The organism is Pseudomonas sp. FP597 (assembly GCF_030687435.1).
In the GTDB taxonomy this organism is placed as follows: Bacteria; Pseudomonadota; Gammaproteobacteria; order Pseudomonadales; family Pseudomonadaceae; genus Aquipseudomonas; species Aquipseudomonas lactucae.
This window is the reverse complement of the sequence record NZ_CP117432.1, coordinates 1600095-1621062: the sequence shown is the minus strand read 5'-3', so window position 1 is coordinate 1621062 and position 20968 is coordinate 1600095. Positions and strand designations below refer to the sequence as shown.

General features: G+C 62.5%; 17 protein-coding genes. 7 read left to right on the top strand and 10 right to left on the bottom strand.

Annotated features, from left to right (window positions below):
- Positions 1-57: 57 nt before the first annotated feature.
- The gene (locus PSH66_RS07425; RefSeq protein ID WP_003172409.1) at positions 58-690 is read right to left on the bottom strand and encodes a TetR family transcriptional regulator; all 633 of its coding nucleotides are present in this window, start codon (positions 688-690) and stop codon (positions 58-60) included.
- A gap of 288 nt (positions 691-978) precedes the next feature.
- Here PSH66_RS07425 and PSH66_RS07420 point away from each other — a divergent pair, with 288 nt between their 5' ends.
- From PSH66_RS07420 to PSH66_RS07390, 7 genes are all read left to right on the top strand, one after another.
- Positions 979-2121 (top strand): efflux RND transporter periplasmic adaptor subunit, encoded by a 1143-nt coding sequence (locus PSH66_RS07420; RefSeq protein WP_003172408.1) that lies wholly within the window; start codon positions 979-981, stop codon positions 2119-2121.
- A 3-nt stretch (positions 2122-2124) separates the two neighbouring features.
- Positions 2125-5286: an efflux RND transporter permease subunit gene (locus PSH66_RS07415; protein ID WP_078823568.1), complete on the top strand. Its 3162-nt coding sequence runs from the start codon at positions 2125-2127 to the stop codon at positions 5284-5286.
- Complete coding sequence (adeC, locus tag PSH66_RS07410) at positions 5283-6740, top strand: AdeC/AdeK/OprM family multidrug efflux complex outer membrane factor (protein ID WP_078731944.1); 1458 nt, start codon at positions 5283-5285, stop codon at positions 6738-6740. Before PSH66_RS07415 ends, adeC begins: the two co-directional genes overlap by 4 nt.
- A 204-nt stretch (positions 6741-6944) precedes the next feature.
- Positions 6945-8642 carry a molecular chaperone HscC gene (locus tag PSH66_RS07405; RefSeq protein ID WP_078823567.1) on the top strand — a complete coding sequence of 566 codons (1698 nt, stop codon included), beginning with the start codon at positions 6945-6947 and terminating at the stop codon, positions 8640-8642.
- Positions 8643-8653: 11 nt separating this feature from the next.
- Positions 8654-10267 carry a J domain-containing protein gene (locus PSH66_RS07400; RefSeq protein WP_305428650.1) on the top strand — a complete coding sequence of 538 codons (1614 nt, stop codon included), beginning with the start codon at positions 8654-8656 and terminating at the stop codon, positions 10265-10267.
- Between the two features lie 137 nt (positions 10268-10404).
- Complete coding sequence (locus PSH66_RS07395) at positions 10405-11655, top strand: OprD family porin (RefSeq protein WP_305428649.1); 1251 nt, start codon at positions 10405-10407, stop codon at positions 11653-11655.
- Between the two features lie 85 nt (positions 11656-11740).
- Positions 11741-12640: a polysaccharide deacetylase family protein gene (locus PSH66_RS07390; RefSeq protein WP_305429584.1), complete on the top strand. Its 900-nt coding sequence runs from the start codon at positions 11741-11743 to the stop codon at positions 12638-12640.
- A gap of 70 nt (positions 12641-12710) precedes the next feature.
- On the opposite strand, the gene pcaC is transcribed toward PSH66_RS07390, so the two are convergent.
- The 9 genes from pcaC to PSH66_RS07345 all read right to left on the bottom strand — a co-directional run bounded on the left by pcaC (position 12711) and on the right by PSH66_RS07345 (position 20852).
- Entirely contained in the window at positions 12711-13106 is a 396-nt protein-coding gene (gene pcaC, locus PSH66_RS07385) for a 4-carboxymuconolactone decarboxylase (RefSeq protein ID WP_003172401.1), read from the bottom strand.
- A gap of 10 nt (positions 13107-13116) precedes the next feature.
- Positions 13117-13908 carry a 3-oxoadipate enol-lactonase gene (gene pcaD, locus PSH66_RS07380; protein ID WP_305428648.1) on the bottom strand — a complete coding sequence of 264 codons (792 nt, stop codon included), beginning with the start codon at positions 13906-13908 and terminating at the stop codon, positions 13117-13119.
- Positions 13909-13918: 10 nt separating this feature from the next.
- Entirely contained in the window at positions 13919-15283 is a 1365-nt protein-coding gene (locus tag PSH66_RS07375; RefSeq protein WP_003172399.1) for a 3-carboxy-cis,cis-muconate cycloisomerase, read from the bottom strand.
- A 10-nt stretch (positions 15284-15293) separates the two neighbouring features.
- Complete coding sequence (locus tag PSH66_RS07370) at positions 15294-16589, bottom strand: MFS family transporter (RefSeq protein WP_003172398.1); 1296 nt, start codon at positions 16587-16589, stop codon at positions 15294-15296.
- A 137-nt stretch (positions 16590-16726) separates the two neighbouring features.
- A complete protein-coding gene (pcaG, locus tag PSH66_RS07365; protein WP_003172397.1) occupies positions 16727-17293 on the bottom strand; it encodes a protocatechuate 3,4-dioxygenase subunit alpha in 567 nt (188 codons plus the stop codon).
- 1 nt (position 17294) lies between these two features.
- A complete protein-coding gene (pcaH, locus tag PSH66_RS07360) occupies positions 17295-17999 on the bottom strand; it encodes a protocatechuate 3,4-dioxygenase subunit beta (protein WP_003172396.1) in 705 nt (234 codons plus the stop codon).
- Between the two features lie 17 nt (positions 18000-18016).
- Positions 18017-19219: a 3-oxoadipyl-CoA thiolase gene (pcaF, locus tag PSH66_RS07355; protein WP_181408622.1), complete on the bottom strand. Its 1203-nt coding sequence runs from the start codon at positions 19217-19219 to the stop codon at positions 18017-18019.
- Positions 19216-19995 carry a CoA-transferase subunit beta gene (locus PSH66_RS07350; protein WP_003172394.1) on the bottom strand — a complete coding sequence of 260 codons (780 nt, stop codon included), beginning with the start codon at positions 19993-19995 and terminating at the stop codon, positions 19216-19218. The genes pcaF and PSH66_RS07350 overlap by 4 nt, the downstream gene beginning before the upstream one ends.
- Complete coding sequence (locus PSH66_RS07345; RefSeq protein WP_003172393.1) at positions 19995-20852, bottom strand: CoA transferase subunit A; 858 nt, start codon at positions 20850-20852, stop codon at positions 19995-19997. The genes PSH66_RS07350 and PSH66_RS07345 overlap by 1 nt, the downstream gene beginning before the upstream one ends.
- Between the last annotated feature and the right edge of the window lie 116 nt (positions 20853-20968).

Below are 20968 nucleotides of genomic sequence, written 5' to 3'. Positions count from 1 at the left end.
ATTGACTGTCCTTGGGCTTTACTGTTGACACAACCTGATGCAATTACGCATTTTGTCTCAATTGCGCAGGCTGGGGCTCAAGCGCAGCATATCGAGCCCCGCGTCCACCCAGCGTTCGGCTTCCTGGTGCAACTGGAAGCTGTCGGGTACCAGCAACCATTGACCGATCAGCCCGTTGATGTAGGCATGAATGCACACGGCGGCGCGGGTAGTGTCGAGATTTTCCGGAAGCTGTCCGCGATGGACCGCGTTACGCAGTGTCAGGCCGATGCGCAGGTTGCATTCCAGGCTGTGGGTCTGGCGCTGGCGGCGCATGTCACACATTTCATCGGTGAATTCGCACTTATGAAACAAAATCTCGTTGATGCGCCGGGTTTTCGGGTCCAGGGCCACTTGATGAAACAGATGAATCAGCAGCTTGCGCATGCAGCCCAGCGGGTCGAGCTCATCCTCGCTTTCGCTGGCCCTGGCCAACTCATCCAGCGGCTCATGCAAGGTATCGAGCAGCGCCTGCAGCAGATCGGATTTATTGCTGAAGTGCCAGTAGATGGCGCCCCGCGTCACACCGGCCAACGCGGCGATATCCGCCAACGTAGTCCGCGCAACGCCGCGCTCGTAAAAAGCGTGCTCGGCGGCATCGAGAATTTGGCTGCGCGTTTCCTGAGCTTCCTCTTTGGTGCGACGAACCATGGCAGTACAACCTCAATCAGGACACTTGAGACTATCGTTAACGCAGCGTTAATAGACGTTAACGATCATCAGAGAATTTTGTGGGACGAACACCGTCATGGGTGCCGAACGTAATGAAATCGAGGTTTCGAACGTTGCTTTGTCAACATTGCGCGAAACCTGTCAAGAGTTTACAAACAACCATGAACGTAAGTATATTGCGTAGCAAGCTACTTATCTACTCGCCGTTTGTTTTTTACCCTTCCACACTTCTTGTGCGCACCCTGCGCGCCTGACCCGAGGATCTTCATGCAACTTAAGCCAGCTGTTACCGCTCTGGTCACTGCCGTCGCCCTGGCATCGCTGCTCAGCGGATGTAAAAAGGAAGAAGCGGCTCCGCCCGCTCAAATCCCTCAGGTCGGCGTGGTCACCATTCAACCGCAAGCCTATACCCTGACATCCGAGCTGCCAGGCCGCACCACCGCCTACCGCATCGCGGAAGTTCGCCCACAGGTCAATGGCATCATTCTCAAGCGCCTGTTCAAAGAAGGCGCGGACGTGAAGGAAGGCCAGCAGCTTTATCAGATCGACCCGTCGGTGTACGACGCGACCCTGAAAAGCGCACAAGCCACCCTGACCCAGACCAAGTCCATCACCGACCGCTACAAGCAGTTGGTCGATGAACAAGCCGTCAGCCGCCAGGAATACGACACCGCCGTCGCCAACCGCATGACCGCCGAAGCAAACGTTCAAACGGCCCAGATCAACGTGCGTTACACCAAAGTGTTCGCGCCGATCTCCGGGCGTATCGGCCGTTCTTCGGTGACCGAAGGCGCGCTGGTCAGCAATGGCCAGGCCGATGCCATGGCGGTGATCCAGCAACTGGACCCGATCTACGTCGATGTGACGCAGTCGTCCGCTGAAATGCTCAAACTGCGCCGCGACCTGGAAAGCGGCCAGCTGGAAAAAGCCGGCGCCAATGCCGCCAAGGTCAAGCTGACCCTGGAAGATGGCAGCGACTACGGCCAGGAAGGCAAGCTGGAGTTCTCCGAAGTGTCGGTCGACCAGACCACCGGTTCGGTGACCCTGCGCGCCGTGTTCCCCAACCCTGACCACAACCTGTTGCCGGGCATGTTCGTACACGCCCAGTTGCAAGCCGGTGTGAACAGCAAGGCCATCCTGGCACCGCAGCAAGGCGTGACCCGCGACATCAAGGGCATTCCGACGGCGCTGGTGGTGACCAAGGACAACAAGGTCGAGCAACGCACCCTGGTGGCCAACCGCACCGACGGCGCCTACTGGCTGGTGGAAAAAGGCCTGGATGCCGGCGACCGTGTGATCACCGAAGGCCTGCAGTTCATCAAGCCGGGCATCGAAGTCAAGGTCAAGGACGCTGACAACGCCAAGCCCGCCGGTTCCGCTCCTGCTGCCGCTGCTGGCAAAGGGGAATAACCCATGTCGAAATTTTTTATCGACCGTCCCATTTTCGCCTGGGTAATTGCCCTGGTGATCATGCTGGTCGGGACACTGTCGATCCTGAAGTTGCCCATCAACCAGTACCCGGCCATCGCGCCGACCGCTATTGATATCCAGGTGACCTACCCAGGCGCGTCCGCACAAACCGTGCAGGACACCGTGGTGCAGGTCATCGAGCAACAGCTCAACGGTATCGACAACCTGCGTTATGTCGCCTCGGACAGTAACTCCGACGGCAGCATGACCATCACCGCGACGTTCAACCAGGGTACCAACCCGGACATCGCCCAGGTCCAGGTGCAGAACAAGCTGAACCTGGCGACCCCACTGCTGCCTCAAGAAGTGCAGCAGCAGGGTATCCGCGTGACCAAGTCGGTGAAGAACTTCCTGATGGTGATCGGTCTGGTGTCGGAAGACGGCAGCATGACCAAGGACGACCTGTCCAACTACATTGTGTCCAACATCCAGGACCCGATTTCCCGCACAGCGGGTGTCGGTGACTTTCAGGTATTCGGTTCGCAGTACGCCATGCGTATCTGGCTGGACCCGGCCAAGCTGAACAACTACCAGTTGACACCGGTCGACGTCAGCACCGCCATTTCCGCGCAGAACGTGCAGGTGGCCACCGGCCAATTGGGTGGCCTGCCCGCCCTGCCCGGCACCCAGTTGAACGCAACCATCATCGGCAAGACTCGCCTGCAAACCGCAGAAGAGTTCGGCAAGATCCTGATGAAGGTCAACGCCGATGGCTCGCAGGTTCGCCTGCGTGACATCTCGCGTATCGAACTGGGCGGCCAGAACTACAGCATCAGTGCGCAGTTCAACGGCAAGCCGGCTTCGGGCATGGCGATCAAACTGGCCTCGGGCGCCAACGCCCTGGACACCGCCAAGGCCATCCGGGCCACCGTGGCGTCCCTGGAGCCGTTCTTCCCGCCAGGCATGAAAGCCGTGGTGCCGTATGACACCACACCGGTGGTGACCGAATCGATCTCCGGCGTGGTACACACCCTGGTCGAAGCGATCGTGCTGGTGTTCCTGGTGATGTTCCTGTTCCTGCAGAACTTCCGCGCCACCATCATCACCACCATGACGGTACCGGTGGTATTGCTGGGTACCTTCGGGATCCTGGCAGCGTTCGGTTTCACCATCAACACCCTGACCATGTTCGGCATGATCCTGGCCATCGGCTTGCTGGTGGACGATGCCATCGTGGTGGTGGAAAACGTCGAGCGGGTGATGGCCGAGGAGCACCTGTCGCCCAAAGAAGCCACGGTCAAGTCCATGGGCCAGATCCAGGGCGCCCTGGTGGGTATTGCGCTGGTACTGTCGGCGGTATTGCTGCCGATGGCGTTCTTCGGTGGTTCCACCGGTGTGATCTACAAACAGTTCTCCATCACCATCGTTTCGGCCATGGCGCTGTCGGTACTGGTTGCCCTGATCTTCACCCCGGCCTTGTGCGCCACCATGCTCAAGCCGATCGACCCTGAGAAGCACGGCCAACCCAAGCGTGGTTTCTTCGGCTGGTTCAACCGCACCTTCGACCGTGGCGTTATCAGCTACGAGCGCGGCGTGGGCAACATGATCAAGCACAAGTACCCGGCGTTCTTTGTGTACCTGATCATCTTCGTCGGCATGATCTGGCTGTTCACCCGTATTCCAAGCGCGTTCCTGCCCGAGGAAGACCAGGGTGTGATCTTCGCCCAGGTACAGACCCCGGTCGGTTCTTCGGCTGAACGTACGCAAAAAGTCATCGACGACATGCGTGCTTTCCTGCTCAACGACAAGGAAGGCGAACCCGGTGAGGGCAAGGCCGTGAAATCGGTGTTTACCGTCAACGGCTTCAACTTCGCCGGTCGCGGCCAGAGCTCGGGCCTTGCGTTCGTGATGCTCAAGCCATGGGATGAGCGCGACGCTTCGCAGTCGGTATTCGAAGTGGCCAAGCGTGCCCAGGGTTACTTCTTCGGGGCCTTCAAGGACGCCATGGTCTTTGCCATCGTGCCGCCTTCGGTTCTGGAATTGGGTAACGCCACCGGCTTCGACGTGTTCCTGCAGGACCAGGGCGGTGTCGGCCACGAAAAACTGATGCAAGCGCGCAACCAGTTCCTCGGCATGGCCGCCCAGAGCAAGATCCTGGCCGGTGTGCGCCCCAACGGCGTGAACGATGAGCCGCAGTACGAACTCACCGTCGACGACGAGAAGGCCAGTGCCCAAGGCATTACGCTGTCGAGCATCAACCAGACCCTGGCGATTGCCCTGGGTGGCAGCTACGTCAACGACTTCATCGACCGTGGCCGTGTGAAGAAAGTGTACGTGCAGGGCGACGCCGCCAGCCGGATGTCCCCGGAAGACCTGAACAAGTGGTTCGTACGCAGCGACTCCGGGAAGATGGTGCCCCTGTCGGCCATTTCTTCGGGCAAGTGGATCTACGGTTCGCCCAAGCTCTCGCGCTACAACGGTGTTGCGGCGATGGAAATCCTCGGTACCCCGGCACCGGGCTACAGTACCGGTGATGCCATGGCCGAAGTCGAACGCATCGCCAAGCAATTGCCGGCGGGCGTGGGCTATGCCTGGACGGGTCTGTCGTACGAGGAACGTCTGTCCGGCTCCCAGGCGCCTGCGCTGTATGCCCTGTCGCTGCTGGTGGTGTTCCTGTGTCTCGCGGCGCTGTACGAAAGCTGGTCGATCCCGATCGCGGTGGTACTGGTAGTGCCGTTGGGTGTGGTGGGTGCGTTGATCGCCACCAGCCTGCGCGGCCTGTCCAACGACGTGTTCTTCCAGGTGGGCTTGTTGGTGACGGTGGGCCTGGCGGCGAAAAACGCCATCCTGATCGTCGAGTTCGCCAAAGAACTGCATGAACAAGGCAAAGGCATCGTCGAGTCGGCCATCGAAGCATCCCGCATGCGTCTGCGCCCGATCATCATGACCTCCATGGCGTTCGTGCTCGGCGTACTGCCGCTGGCGATCTCCTCGGGCGCCGGTTCCGGCAGCCAGCACGCCATCGGTACCGGCGTGATTGGCGGTATGATCACGGCCACTGTCCTGGCAATCTTCTGGGTGCCACTGTTCTTTGCAACCGTGTCCGCCGCAGGCGAGCGTAAACAGACTGAACCCAAGCACACTCCTAAAGAGGCTGGCCAATGAGCAAGTCGCTACTTTCCTTAGCCGTCACGGCATTCGTGCTCAGTGGCTGCTCGCTGATACCTGACTATCAGCGCCCCGAAGCGCCGGTGGCGGCGCAGTTCCCGCAAGGCCCGGCGTATTCGTCGGCCCAGGCGCCGAACCAGACCGCCGCCGAGCAGGGCTGGAAGCAGTTTTTCCATGACCCCGCACTGCAACAGCTGATCCAGACCGCGCTGGTGAACAACCGCGACCTGCGTGTCGCGGCCCTCAACATCGACGCGTATGCCGCGCAGTACCAGATCCAGCGCGCCGACCTGTTCCCGGCCGTCTCAGCCACGGGCAACGGCAGTCGTTCGCGTACGCCGGCCAAGCTGTCGCAGTCCGGTCAGGCGACCATCGCCAGCCAGTACTCGGCGGGCCTGGGGATCAGTTCCTACGAGCTGGACCTGTTCGGCCGCGTGCGCAGCCTGAGTGAAGAAGCACTGCAAAAGTACTTCGCCACTGAAGAAGCGCGGCGCAGCACCCAGATCAGCCTGGTAGCCAGTGTGGCCAACGCCTATCTGACCTGGCAGGCGGACAAGGAACTGCTCAAGCTCACCCAGGACACCCTGGGCGCTTACGAACAGAGCTTCAAGCTGACCTCGCGCAGCAACGAAGTCGGCGTGGCCTCGGCCCTCGACCTGAGCCAGGCGCGTACCTCGGTGGAAAACGCCCGGGTCGCCCTGGCGCGCTATACCCGTCAGGTGGCCCAGGACGAAAACAGCCTGACCCTGCTGCTGGGCACTGGCCTGCCGGCCAATATCGCCAGCAAGCCGCTGTCGGATGACCTGCTCAGTGAAGTGCCGGCCGGGTTGCCGTCGGACCTGTTGCAACGTCGCCCCGACATCGTGCAGGCCGAGTACAACCTCAAGGCGGCCAACGCCAACATCGGCGCGGCCCGTGCCGCGTTCTTCCCGAGCATCAGCCTGACGGCCAGCGCCGGCACCGCCAGCCCGACACTGGGCGGCCTGTTCAAGGGCGGCTCGGGCACCTGGTCGTTCGCGCCGCAGATCAACATCCCGATCTTCAACGCCGGTAGCCTGCGCGCCAGCCTGGACTACTCGAAGATCCAGAAAGAGATCAACGTGGCCAACTACGAGAAGGCTATCCAGACCGGCTTCCAGGAAGTTTCCGACGGCCTCGCCGCGCGTGAGACCTACAAGCAGCAACTGGATGCCCAGCGTGGCTTCGTCGCGGCCAACCAGGATTACTACCGCCTGGCCGAGCGTCGCTACCGCATCGGAGTCGACAGCAACCTGACCTTCCTCGACGCCCAGCGCCAACTGTTCAGTGCCCAGCAATCGCTGATCACCGACCGCCTGGCGCAGCTGACCGCCGAGGTCAACCTGTACAAGGCCCTCGGCGGCGGCTGGAACGAGCAGACCGCGAAGAACGAGCCGTTGAAAGAAGAAGCCCCGAAGCTGAAGTTGTTCTGATAGCACCGCTGTAAATAAAAAACCGCCTTCCTTACCAGGAGGCGGTTTTTTTATGCCATTTTTTTAAACCCACTCCCACATTTAATCAGCTATGCCCGACGAGTCGTATCAAGTCGCCCTAAACCTGCCGCCTTGCTTTTTCGTCAACCTTTCGGGGTAAAATTGGTCACAGATTCTTACAGACCACAGAGGGAGCTTGTCGTAATGATCGTAGGAATCGACCTGGGGACCACCAACAGCCTCGCGGCCGTCTGGCGTGGTGATGCCGCCGAACTGGTGCCCAATGCCCTGGGCCAGTTACTCACGCCAAGCGTGGTAGGGCTGGATGATCAGGGTCGCGTGCTGGTCGGCCAGGCCGCCAAAGAGCGTCTGCATACCCACCCGCACCTGACCACATCGCTGTTCAAACGCTACATGGGCAGCGCCACCGAAGTGCGCCTGGGCGATCGTTCGTTCCGCCCCGAAGAACTCTCGGCGCTGGTGCTCAAAAGCCTCAAGGAAGACATCGAACGCACCTACGGCCATACCGTCACCGAAGCCGTGATCAGCGTGCCCGCCTACTTCAGCGACGGCCAGCGCAAGGCCACGCGCATCGCCGGTGAGCTGGCCGGGCTCAACGTCGAAAAGCTGATCAACGAACCCACCGCCGCCGCCCTCGCCTACGGTCTGCATCAGCGCGACAAGGAGACCTCGTTCCTGGTGTTCGACCTCGGCGGCGGCACCTTTGACGTGTCGATCATCGAACTGTTCGACGGTGTGATGGAAGTGCGCGCCAGCGCCGGTGACAACTTCCTCGGGGGCGAAGACTTCGACACCCTGTTGCTGGAACACTTCGTCGACAGCCAGCGCACCGCCGCGGGTTTCCCACCCACCAGCAGCGTGCTGCAAGCCCTGCGCCGCGAGGCCGAGCGCGTGCGCAAAGCCCTGGGCCAGGACGACAGCGCCGACTTCACCCTGCGCGTCGACGGCCAGCAATGGGTCAAGACCATCACCCAACAGGAACTGGCCAAACTCTACACGCCGCTGCTCGAACGCCTGCGCGCGCCCATTGAACGCGCCTTGCGCGATGCACGGATTCGCGTCGGCGACCTCGATGAAATCCTGCTGGTGGGCGGCACCACGCGCATGCCGCTGGTGCGCAAACTCGCCGCCGGACTGTTCGGGCGCTTCCCGTCCATCAGCCTTGACCCCGACCAGGTGGTCGCCCACGGCGCGGCGATCCAGGCGGCGCTCAAGGCGCGTTCCGCTGCGCTTGAAGAAGTGGTGCTGACCGATGTGTGCCCCTACACCCTGGGCATCGAAACCTCGAACCAGTACGGCGGCCATATCGAAAGCGGCCATTACCTGCCGTTGATCGAACGCAACAGCAGCGTGCCGGTGAGTCGGGTCAAAAGCGTGTTTACCCTGCACGATGACCAGACCCGCGTCCTGCTGAAGATCTACCAGGGCGAAAGTCGCCTGGTCAAAGACAACATCGAGCTGGGCCAGCTGGAGATTCCGGTGCCCAAGCGCAAGGCCGGTGAAGTCGCGCTGGATGTACGTTTCACCTATGACAACAACGGCCTGCTGGAAGCCCAGGTGAATATCCCGCTGACCGGCGAGCAACATTCGTTGGTGATCGAGAACAACCCCGGCGTGCTGAACCCGCAGGAAATCCAGCAACGCCTGCAAGCCCTGGCGCAGTTGAAGGTTCACCCGCGCGACCAACAGGTCAACACCGTGCTCACCGCGCGCCTTGAACGGCTCTACCAGGAAAGCCTCGGCGATCTGCGCGAGCAGCTCGGCCACTGGGCTGCGCAATTCCAGCAGGTGCTCGATACCCAGGACGAACGCCGCATCCGTGAGGCACGCAGCGAACTGACCCGTCAACTTGAGCAGCTCGACAACGGGTTCTGGCGCTGAGGGAAAAGCACATGGAGTGTTGGGCCGTATTGCAACTGCCGGAAGATGCCGACGAGCGCACCATCAAGCGCACCTATGCGCGGTTGCTCAAAAGCTGCCGCCCGGACGACGACGCCGCAGGCTTCCAACGCCTGCGCGAAGCCTACGAGCAAGCCTTGAACGAGGCGCGCTGGCGAGCCGACGACGAGGCAGAGCAAAGCGTCGAGGCGCCGCGGGTCGAACAGGCCCACGACAACCTCGGCGACCTGGCCGAACGGATGGACGTGCGCCCCGTGAGTCCGGCGCCCTTCGACGCGCCCGCGCCCAACCCGGCGCAGGCCTTGCTCAGTGGACTCACCATCGGCAACCTCGATGAGCGCTGGGCCCAAGCGCGGCAACAGGACTGCGCCGACGCGTTCCAGGCAGGTCTGCTGCGCCATTGTTTCGACGTGCCGGGTGAGCGCAGTGCAATCGCCGGGTGGGCGGCGCAGCATCTGGACTGGCTGACCCCATGGCAACAGGTGGCCATGACCCCCTGGCAGCATGAAGCGCTGACCGGCGAACTGTTGCAAGACTACCGCCGCGCCCTGCAGGAACTGCTGGAGCAAAAGGCCGAGCGCGAGTTCATCACCCAACTCACTCACTGCAACAACCAGTCGTGGCTGCGGGTGTTCGACCTGCAGCAGCAGTGGCAGCGCATCGTCCTGCATCTGCTGCATAACACCCAGTGGAGCGTCCCGCTGTTCGAACGTGTGTGCCAGGCCTTCGGCTGGGACGACCAGAAAGGCGTGTACCCGGAACCGGCGTGGATGTGGCGTGAACTGGTGTCGCGCTGCGAGCAGGAAAGCTTCTACGCCAACCTGCAAGAAAAGGCCCAGGACTTGCGACGCAACGCTGCCGATGCGTTGGCCGCGCGCCTGTTGCTGACCCCGCTGTCGGCCACGCAGCAAAAACGCATCATCGACACCTTTGGCGAAAACGAGTGGAACGCCTGCCAGCACCTGGCGCAGGTGTTGACCTGGCGCTACCCGCAACTGGCCGAACGCCTGCCCCACACCGACCTGTTCTTCTGGCGCAAATTCGTGCCGCGGCCGATCTACACCCAGGTATTTATCCGGTTGTGGGCGGTGTTCGCACTGGGCATCGGCCTGAGCATTGCCCACACAGAGACGAAATCACTGAACCTGACGGCGGTGATCATCTTCCTGCTGCTGGCGTTCGTGCCGGCCGGGATCGGCTTTCGCGTCACTCAAATGTGGGCCGGGATGAGCTCCGTCTACCGGGTTCAGGACCTGTGGCTGAGCCAGTACCTGATCCCCAAGCGCCTGAACCCCAACCAATATTGGCTGGTGATTCGCCACGGCGTACCGCAGGCAATCATGCTGGTGGCCTGCGGGTTGATGCTGGGGGTGTTGGGCATGGTCACCTATGCCGGCATGATCCTGATCAACCTGCTGCACAAAAAGCGCATCGGCCAGATGAGCCAGAAGTTCAGCGAAGGCTACCCCTGGCTCAATGGCCTGCATTGGGCATTCTGGAGCCCATGGCAAGCCGTGTTCCTGGTGGTGATGGTAGCGGTGATCGTGGCCGCCCAGCACTATTTGCCCGTCGTGCCCTGGACCCACTTCGACCTGCCCAAGCGATAGCGCAATGCCGGGCGCCAGCCCGGCAACTTGCGTTCGATCATCGCCCACAACCCGCTCTCCCCCACTTTCTTCGCCCCCGCACCGCCAAGCACCATGGCCGCCACCTGCATAACCTCAATAACAACAGGTCAGACGCCATGAGCACATTCCATCCTCGCCAGCTGTTGCTGGCTGCCGCTGTCGCCAGTGCTGCCTTGCCGGTCTTCGCCGAAGAGCACGGCTTTCTCGAAGATGCCAGCGCCAACCTCAACCTGCGCAACTTTTACATCAACCGCAACTTCACCAACCCGACCAAAACCCAGGGCGGCGCGCAGGAGTGGACGCAGAGTTTCATCCTCGACGCCAAATCCGGCTTTACCCAGGGCACGGTAGGTTTTGGTGTGGACGTTTTGGGTCTGTACTCGCTCAAGCTCGACGGCGGGCGTGGCACCGGTGGCACCCAGTTGCTGCCGTTGGACCATGACGGCCGTCCGGCGGATGCATTCGGCCGTCTCGGTGTGGCGTTCAAGGCGCGTATTTCGAAGACCGAAGTCAAGGTCGGCGAGTGGATGCCGGTGCTGCCGATCCTGCGTTCCGACGACGGCCGTTCCCTGCCGCAAACCCTGCGCGGCGGGCAGATCACCTCCAGGGAAATCGACGGCCTGACCCTCTATGGCGGCCAGTTCCGCGCCAACAGCCCGCGCGATGACAGCAGCATGAACGACCTGTCGATGACCGGTAAACCCGCGTTCACCTCAGACCGCTTCAACTTCCAGGGCGGCGAATACGCCTTCAACGACAAACGCACCCAGGTTGGCCTGTGGAATGCCCAGCTCAAGGACATCTACAGTCAGCAGTTCATCAACCTGGTCCACAGCCAGCCTCTGGGCGACTGGACCCTGGGCGCCAACCTCGGGTTCTTCTATGGCAAGGACGACGGCAGCGCCCGCGCCGGCGACCTGGACAACAAGACCTGGTCCGGCCTGTTCTCGGCCAGATACGGCGGCAACACCTTCTACGTGGGCCTGCAAAAACTCACCGGCAACAGTGCCTGGATGCGTGTCAACGGCACCAGCGGCGGCACCCTGGCCAACGACAGCTACAACTCAAGCTACGACAATGCCCAGGAGAAATCCTGGCAGTTGCGCCATGACTACAACTTCGCCGCCCTTGGCGTGCCGGGCCTGACCTTGATGAACCGTTATATCAGCGGCAGCAACGTACACACCGGCACCATCACCGACGGCAAGGAGTGGGGTCGCGAAAGCGAATTGGGCTACACCGTGCAAAGCGGCAGCCTGAAAAACCTCACCATGCGCTGGCGCAATTCCAGCATGCGGCGTGACTACAGCAACAACGAGTTCGACGAAAACCGGTTGATCGTCAGTTACCCGCTCAGTCTGCTATAAACCGGCGCGACACTTGCGGTATCGTGCGCGCCTGCCGCCGCTGGCTCTTCCCGGCGGCGGCCTCTTATTCGAGCCCGCACCCACCATGAAATCCTTTGCCCTCGCATCCGCCGTGCTGGCCCTGGCCGTGAGCCTCAGTGGCTGTATCGGTGCGCCTGTCGCATTGACGCCGCAGACCGAACAACGCTTGCAAGCCCAGGCGCCGATCCGCTTTCTGCTGACCTTCGATGACGGGCCCAGCGCGTCGGGCTACAACAACCCGACCCGCTCGGTGGTCGCCGACCTGGCCAACAACCCGGTGTTGCCGGGGATCAAGGCGGTGTTCTTTTTGCAGACCGAAGCGACTCGCTCCGGCGGCAGTTCACGCGGCCGCAAGACCATGGAGCGCGAATACGCGGGCGGGCATGTGCTGGCCTTCCACACCGCCACCGCGTTTCATACCAACCACCGCTGGCTGAACGACGCCGAGCTTGAGCGCACCCTCACCCAGGGCGCCGCCGACATTGCGGCGATCACCGGTGCGCCACCGACCCTGGTGCGCCCGCCGTTCTGGAACTACGACCGCCGCACCTTCGCCGCCTATCAGCGCCATGGCATGCACGTCCTGTTGACCGATTTGAGCGCCAACGACGGCAAGATCTGGGGGTTCAACGCAAGCCCGCGCCGGCGCGCCAATCTGTATCGACAACTGTCGGTGGTGCGCGAGCATATTGCGTTGGGTGAGTTGCCGACAGTGGACGGCGTGATACCGGTGGTGGTGACCTTCCACGACATCAACCGCTACACCGCGCGGCACATGCAGGAATACCTGCAGATCCTGATGGACAGCGCCCGCATCAACTGCATGAAGACGGCGACCGAGCCGTTCTACACCGACCACGCCGCGCTGGAACGCGCGGCGCTGGCGCGGACGGTGAAGGATGTGAACGAGCAAGTGCATCTGCCGGGTGTGTGGAACTGGGTGTGGGACGCCGATTCCCACTGAGATCTACAGCCCTTGTGAAGAGCAAACATGTGGGAGGGGGCTTGCTCCCTTCCACATTTTCTAGCGTATTTCAGTCCTGGCGGGACTCCACTCCCAACTCATCCCACACCGACTCCGCCAGGTGGAACGTGGCATTCGCCGCCGGAATCCCGCAATAGATCGCGCTCTGCATCAGCACTTCCTTGATCTCGGCGCGGGTCACGCCATTGCTGGCCGCAGCGCGCAGGTGCAGCTTGAGTTCTTCGGCGCGGTTCATACCGATCAGCATCGCGATGGTGATCAGGCTGCGGGTGTGCCGAGGCAGGCCCGGGCGGGTCCAGATGTCACCCCAGGCGTGGCGGGTGATCATTTCCTGGAATTCGCTGTTGAACTCGGTCAGGGCATTGAGGCTGCGGTCGACATGGGCATCGCCCAACACCTCGCGACGGACTTGCAGGCCTTCGGCATAACGTTGTTTCTCGTCCACAAAAAGCTCCTTAACGGGCCAGCAGAAATTCAATCACCCGATTGCTGAACGCAGCACCGGCCTGGACATTCGACAGGTGGGCCGCAGGGAACTCGGCATACTCGGCGCCCTGCACACGCTGCTGGATAAAGTGGCCACCGGCAGGCGGTGTGACGGCGTCTTCAGTGCCGGCAATCACCAGGGTCGGCACCTTGATTGCAGACAGCTGCTCGCGAAAATCCGCATCGCGCACGGCCGCGCAATTGGCCGCATAGCCTTGCGGCGAGGTGGCCGCGAGCATGTCGGTGATCCGCGTGGCCTGGTGCGGATTGGCCGCGGCGAAATCGGCGGTGAACCAGCGTGCAATCGATGCATCGCGCAGCGCAACCATCGCCGCCGCGCCGTCGCGCAGTACCGTTTCGATGCGCGGGTTCCAGATGTCCGGCGTGCCGATCTTGGCGGCGGTGTTGCACACCACCAGGCGCCGCAGACGCTCGCCGCCGTTGATCCCCAGCCATTGGCCGATCAGGCCGCCCATGGACAGGCCGCAAAAGTGCGCGCGTTGAATATCCAGCGCATCCAGCAGCGCAATCACGTCGTGGCCCAACTGCTCGATGCTGTACGGGCCCTCGGTCACCAGGGATTTGCCATGACCGCGGGTATCGAAACGCAGCACGCGAAAATGCTCGGTAAAGGCCGGGACCTGCAGATCCCACATATGCAGGTCGGTGCCCAGGGAGTTGGACAGCACCAACACCGGTGCATCGACGGGTCCATCGAGTTGGTAATGCAGTTCGCCCTCGGCGAGTTGTACAAATGCCACAGTGGCCTCCTCAGGCAGTCAGTGCAAAATGTTCGGTGACCGCGCGCGTGACCCAGGTGCGCGCCTGGCCCAGGTAGTGGGCGGGGTCGAGCAGGCGGTCCAGTTCGGCCGCCGAGAGTTCGGCGGTGATCTGCGCTTCATCCGCCAGCACGGCGCGCAGGTGACGCCCCGCTGCGACGGCACGCTTGCAGCATTGCTCCAGCAGGTGGTGCGCGGTTTCACGGCCCAGGCGCTGGGCGAGCACGATACTCACCGCTTCGGCCAGCACCAGGCCCTGGGTCAGGTCGAGGTTATGCTGCATGCGCTCGGGGTCGACTTCCAACCCTTCGCTCACCAGCAGCGCCTGTTGCAACGCGCCCGAGACCAGGCGGCAAATATCCGGCAGGGTTTCCCATTCGGCATGCCACAGGCCCAGGCTGCGTTCGTGTTCCTGAGGCATGGCGCTGAACATCGTCGACACCAGGCCAGGCACGCGGGTCGCCGTGCTGATCAGTACGGCGGCGCCGACCGGGTTGCGCTTGTGCGGCATGGTGGATGAACCGCCCTTGCCCGGCGCCGACGGTTCAAACACTTCTGCCGCTTCGGTTTGCATCAGCAGGCTGATGTCCCGCCCCAGTTTGCCGAGGCTGCCGGCAATCAGGCCCAGCACGCCGGCGAACTCCACCAGGCGATCACGCTGGGTATGCCAGGGCTGTTCGGGCAGGCCCAACTGCAACTCCGCCGCCAGGGCTTCGGCCACCGGCATGGCCTGTTCACCGAGCGCCGCCAGGGTCCCGGAGGCGCCGCCGAACTGCAGCACCAGCAGGCGCGGCTTGAGTTCGGCGAGACGTTGCCGGCTGCGCGTCACCGCGCCCAGCCAACCGGCGATTTTCATACCCAGGGTGACGGGCGTCGCGTGCTGCAACCAGGTGCGCCCGGCCATTGGCACCTCGGCGTAACGCTGGGCCTGGGCGGCCAGCACGTCACCCAAACGGGCCAGGTCGGTTTCGATCAATCCCAGCGCGCGCCGCAGTTGCAGCACCAAACCAGTGTCCATCACGTCCTGGCTGGTGGCGCCCAGGTGCACATAGCGCTCGGCCCCGGCATCTTCACTGGCGATCAACTTGCCCAGCGCCTTCACCAGCGGAATCGCTGAATTGCCCGCCGTGGCAATCGCGGCGCCCAGGGCATCCACGTCGTACAGCGAGGCCAGGCACGCCTGGGCAATCGGCGCGACAGCGGCCTGCGGGATCAACCCCACCCGCGCCTGCGCCCGGGCCAGCCCGGCCTCAAAATCCAGCATGCCCTGCAAACGTCCCCTGTCGCAGAACACCTCGGCCATGCTGTCGGCGGTGAAGTAGGCGTCGAACAGTTGGTTGCTCGTGCGCAGTGTCATAACTCGTCCTTTACAGATCGTGGTGCAGGTAAGCGGCCTGCTTGGGCAGGCGCAGGCTGAACAGGAAGGCCACCGCCATCATCGCCGTGACATACCAATAGAAGGTGTTTTCCATACCAATGGATTTAAGGCTCAACGCCACGACTTCCGCCGAACCGCCAAACACCGCATTCGCCACCGCATACGCCAGGCCCACGCCCAAGGCACGCACCTGAGGCGGGAACATCTCGGCTTTGACCAGCCCGCTGATCGAGGTGTAGAAACTCACGATCGCCAACGCCAGGGTGATCAATACAAAGGCCAGGAACGGGCTGCTGACGGTCTTCAGGGTCAACAGGATCGGCACCGTGAACAGAGTACCCAGGCCGGCAAACCAGAGCATTGAATTACGTCGGCCGATCTTGTCGGCCAGCATGCCGAACAGCGGCTGCATGCACATATACAGAAACAGCGCGCCGGTCATGATGTAGCTCGCGGTCTTGGCGTGCATGCCGACGGTGTTCACCAGGTACTTCTGCATATAGGTGGTAAAGGTGTAGAAAATCAGCGAGCCACCGGCGGTGTAGCCCAGCACCGTGATGAACGCCCGGCCGTGGTCGCGAAACAGCGCGACGATGCTGCCGGCGTCCTTGTCCTGGCGGATCTCCTTGCTGGTGGTTTCCTTGAGGGTGCGCCGCAGCAACAGCGAGATCAGCGCCGCCACCGCGCCGATCACGAAGGGAATCCGCCAGCCCCAGGCCCGCAGTTCTTCTTCGCTGAGGACCTGTTGCAGGATCACCACCACCAGCACCGCCAGCAGTTGCCCGCCGATCAGGGTCACGTATTGGAACGACGCGAAAAAGCCGCGCTGGCCCTTGAGCGCGACTTCACTCATGTAGGTGGCGGTGGTGCCGTATTCACCGCCCACCGACAAGCCCTGGAACAGCCGCGCCACCAGCAGCAGGGCCGGGGCCCAGGCGCCGATGTCCTTGTAGGTGGGTAAAAAGGCAATGACCAGGGAACCGGCGCACATCATCAGCACCGAGATCATCATCGAATTTTTGCGACCGTGTTTGTCGGCTACGCGGCCAAACAGCCAGCCGCCGATGGGCCGCATCAGGAACCCGGCGGCGAACACGCCGGCGGTGTTGAGCAGTTGCACCGTGGGGTCGTCAGATGGAAAAAACGCCGGGGCAAAATAGATGGCGCAGAAGGCGTAGACGTAGAAGTCGAACCATTCGACCAGGTTGCCGGAGGAGGCACCGACAATCGCAAAGATTCGTTTACTGCGTTCTTCTCCGGTGTAATGACTGGTTTTTGTGGTCATGATTTTTTCACTCAGTGGGAACGGTTATAGCCTAGACATACTTTGCAACAACCATGTTCCGCAAGCAGACTTTTGGATCTGTGTAGTCTGGGCCGGCCTCATCGGGGGCTTGCTCCCGATGGGGCCCTACAGCCAACTCAATAATCGAAAAACACCGTTTCCTTATCTGTCCCCTGCAAAATCACATTCCACTGATACACCCCATCATCCCCCGGCTTGGCAATCAGCGTACCGCGCCGCTGCGCCGGCACACACGCCAGCAACGGGTCGTCCCCGTTCAGCGCTTCACCGTCAAAATAAATCCGCGTCAACAGGTGCTTGACCAAGCCCCGCGCAAACACCAGCACCACCAAATGCGGCGCCTGGGTCGTGCCCTTCAACCCCGGCACACTGCCCGGCTTGATGGTGGTAAAGCGGAAACGCCCCTCGGCATCCACCGGCACACGCCCAAACCCTTCGAAGTTGGGGTCGACGGCCTTGTCCTGCTCATCTTCGGGGTGGTCATATTTGCCGGCGGCGTTGGCCTGCCAGACTTCGAGCATGGCGTCGTTGACCGCATCGCCGTTGCCATCCACCACTTGCCCGCTGATCGCCACACGTTCACCGAGAGTGGCGGCGCTGGTCAGGTCCTCGCGGTTCAGCCAGGTCAGGCCGATGTGATAATACGGCCCAACGGTGTGGGACGTGGTTGCGTAAAGGCTCATCTCATTTCTCCATCGGCGTGGCGTCGCGGCCGCGCAGGACGATGTCCCAGCGGTAGCCGAGGGCATAGGAAGGAATGGTTTTTTCCAGGTCAAAACGCGCGATCAGGCGTTCCTTGGCGCTGGTATCGGGCACGCAGTTGTAGATCGGGTCGTATTCCAGCAACGGGTCGCCGGGGAAATACATCTGCGTCACCAGGCGCGTCAGCACGCTGGGGCCGAACAGTGAAAAGTGGATATGCGCCGGGCGCCACGCGTTGTGGTGGTTGCCCCACGGGTAGGCGCCGGGCTTGATGGTCTGGAACTGGTACCAGCCGTCGGCGTCGGTGACGGTCCGCCCGGTGCCGGTAAAATTCGGGTCCAGCGGCGCGTCGTGCAGGTCGCGCTTGTGGTTGTAGCGACCGGCGGCGTTGGCCTGCCAGATCTCCACCAGGATGCCCGGCACCGGCAGGCCGTTTTCATCCAGCACACGGCCATGAATGATGATGCGCTCGCCCTGAGGCTCGCCTTCATGCTGGGCGGTGAGGTCGTTGTCCTTCGCATCGACACGCTCGGCGCCGATGCTCGGGCCGGTGATTTCCGACAGTGAATGCGGCAAAAACACCAACGGCTGGGACGGCGAACGCAGGTTCGTCGACTGGTAGGCCGGGTGCAGGTAATCAGGTTGGGTGCCCGCTTGCGGGCGCCGGTAACCGGGCTTGTCACTCATGGAGCGGTCCTCTCTTGTTAGATGCGTTCAATCGCCAGGGCCAGGCCTTGGCCGACGCCCACGCACATGGTCGCCAGGCCTTTGCGGCCGCCGGTTTTTTCCAACTGGTGCAAGGCGGTCAGTACCAGCCGCGCACCGCTCATGCCCAATGGGTGACCAAGGGCGATGGCGCCGCCGTTCGGGTTGACCTGCGGCGCGTCGTCGGCAATGCCCAGTTCACGCAGCACCGCCAGGCCTTGGCTGGCGAAGGCTTCGTTGAGTTCGATCACATCAAAATCAGTCACGGCCAGGCCCAGGCGCTCGACCAGTTTGCGTACCGCCGGTACCGGGCCGATGCCCATCACACGTGGCGCGACACCGGCGCTGGCCATACCCAGTACTCGGGCGCGAGCGGTGAGGCCGTGCTTCTTGACGGCCTCGGCCGAGGCCAGAATCAGCGCGGCGGCGCCATCATTCACACCCGACGCGTTGCCGGCGGTGACGGTCTTGTCGGGGCCATTGACCGGCTTGAGCTTGGCCAGGGCTTCGAGGGTGGTGTCGCGTGGATGCTCATCGTGCTCCACCACGGTTTCGCCTTTTTTATGGGCGACCCGTACCGGCACGATTTCCTCGGCGAAGTAGCCGGCGGCCTGCGCGGCAGCGGTACGTTGCTGGCTGCGCAGGGCAAAGGCGTCCTGGTCGGCGCGCGAAACGTTGTAATCGTCGGCGACGTTATCGGCGGTCTGCGGCATCGCATCCACGCCGTACTGGGCTTTCATCAACGGGTTGATAAAGCGCCAGCCGATGGTGGTGTCCTCCAGCTTCATGTTGCGCGAGAACGCCGCGTCGGCCTTGCCCATCACAAACGGCGCGCGGGACATCGACTCGACGCCGCCGGCAATCGCCAGCTCCATCTCGCCACTGGCGATGGCACGGAACGCAGTGCCGACGGCGTCCATGCCCGAGGCGCACAAACGGTTGAGGGTCACACCCGGAATGCTCTCCGGCAGGCCCGCGAGCAACAGCGCCATGCGGGCGACGTTGCGGTTGTCTTCGCCGGCCTGGTTGGCGCAGCCGAGGAACACCTCGTCAACGGCCGTCCACTCCACCGACGGGTTGCGCTCCATCAGGGCCTTGATCGGCAGCGCCGCCAGGTCGTCGGCACGCACGGTGGCGAGGCCGCCGCCGAACCGGCCGATGGGGGTGCGAATGGCATCACAGATAAATACGTCGCGCATCAGGCCTCTCCTGGCGCTTGGCCATGGGCGGCGGCGGTACGGGCTTCGAGGTCACGCAAGGCCGTCAGTTCTATGTCTGTCGGTTCGGCGGTGGTGTCAACCTGGTCGGCAAAACGAATCGCCCAACCGGTGGCCGCCACGACTTGTTCGCGGGTCACGCCAGGGTGCAGCGCAGTGACCACAAATTCATGGGTGCCCTCTTCCGGCTCCATGATGCACAGGTCGGTAATAATCCCTACAGGCCCGGCACCCGGCAGGCCCAGGCGTTTGCGTGAATCGCCGCCTTCGCCGTGGCCGACGGAAGTGATGAAGTCCAGCTTGTCGACAAACGAACGCGACGACTGCTTGAGGATAATCAGCACGCTCTTGGCGGAACCGGCGATCTCCGGCGCGCCACCGGCACCCGGCAGGCGCACTTTGGGCCGGTGGTAATCACCGACGACAGTGGTGTTGATATTGCCGAAACGGTCGACCTGGGCCGCGCCGAGGAACCCCACGTCAATACGCCCGCCTTGCAGCCAGTAGCGGAAGATCTCACCGGTCGGCACCACGGTGTCGGCGGTCTCCGCCAGCTCGCCGTCACCAATGGACAGCGGCAACACCGAGGGCTTGGCGCCAATCGGGCCGGACTCATAGATCAGCACCACATCGGGCGACGAGGTCAGGCGCGCCAGGTTGGCCGCTTTGGAGGGCAGGCCGATGCCGACAAAGCACACCGAGCCGTTCTTGAGGCGGCGCGCGGCGGCGACGGTCATCATTTCGTTGGTCGAGTAAGCCATTACTTGGCCTCCTGCGCGGCGGCCAGCTTGGCCTGGAATTCAGTGAAGTCGGCGGTGCCATGGATGTATGCGTTGATCCATGCGGTAAAGGTCTCACGGTCGCGGGCGATCGGGTCCCACGCCTGGTAAAAACGGTTGTCGCGCTCGTTGTAGCCGTGAGCGTAGGACGGGTGCGCGCCACCTGGCACGTGGCACACCGCAGTCAGGGCCCAGGTCGGCAACACACAGCTGTTCATCGGTGCATTCAAGTCGTCGACGATCTCTTCAACGGTCACGATGCAACGCTTGGCCGCCAGCGCCGCTTCCTTTTGCACACCGAGAATGCCCCAGAGCAGCACGTTGCCCTTGCGGTCGGCTTTCTGTGCATGGATCACCGTGACGTCCGGACGCACCGACGGCACCGCCGCAAGCACTTCGCCAGTAAACGGGCAGGTCACGCTTTTGATCAGCGGGTTGACCTTGGGCAGGTCGGAACCGGCGTAGGCACGCAGCACCGCGAACGGCAAGCCCGAGGCGCCGGCGACATAGGCATTGGCCAGGTCGGCATGGCTGTGCTCTTCGATTTCCAGCGGTTGCGGCCATTGCTTTTCGACCGCGTCACGCAGCCGGTGCAGGGAGCCCACGCCTGGGTTGCCGCCCCAGGAGAAAATCAACTTGCGTGCGCAGCCGGCACCGATCAACTGGTCGTAGATCAGGTCGGGCGTCATGCGCACCAACGTCAGGTCTTTCTTGCCCTGACGGATGATTTCATGACCTGCGGCCGTAGGGATCAGGTGGGTGAAGCCTTCGAGGGCGACGGTATCGCCATCGTTCACAAATCGCTTCACCGCGTCGCGCAGCGCAAGAATTTCAGCCATGGGGTCGGGCTCCCGGTGTTGTTCGAAAAAGGCGCTGAGAGGGCGCCGAAGTGCTTGCAGATTAAGCCGGGCAAATGGGTCAAACAATCCGATAATCGACTAACCGTTCGATTATC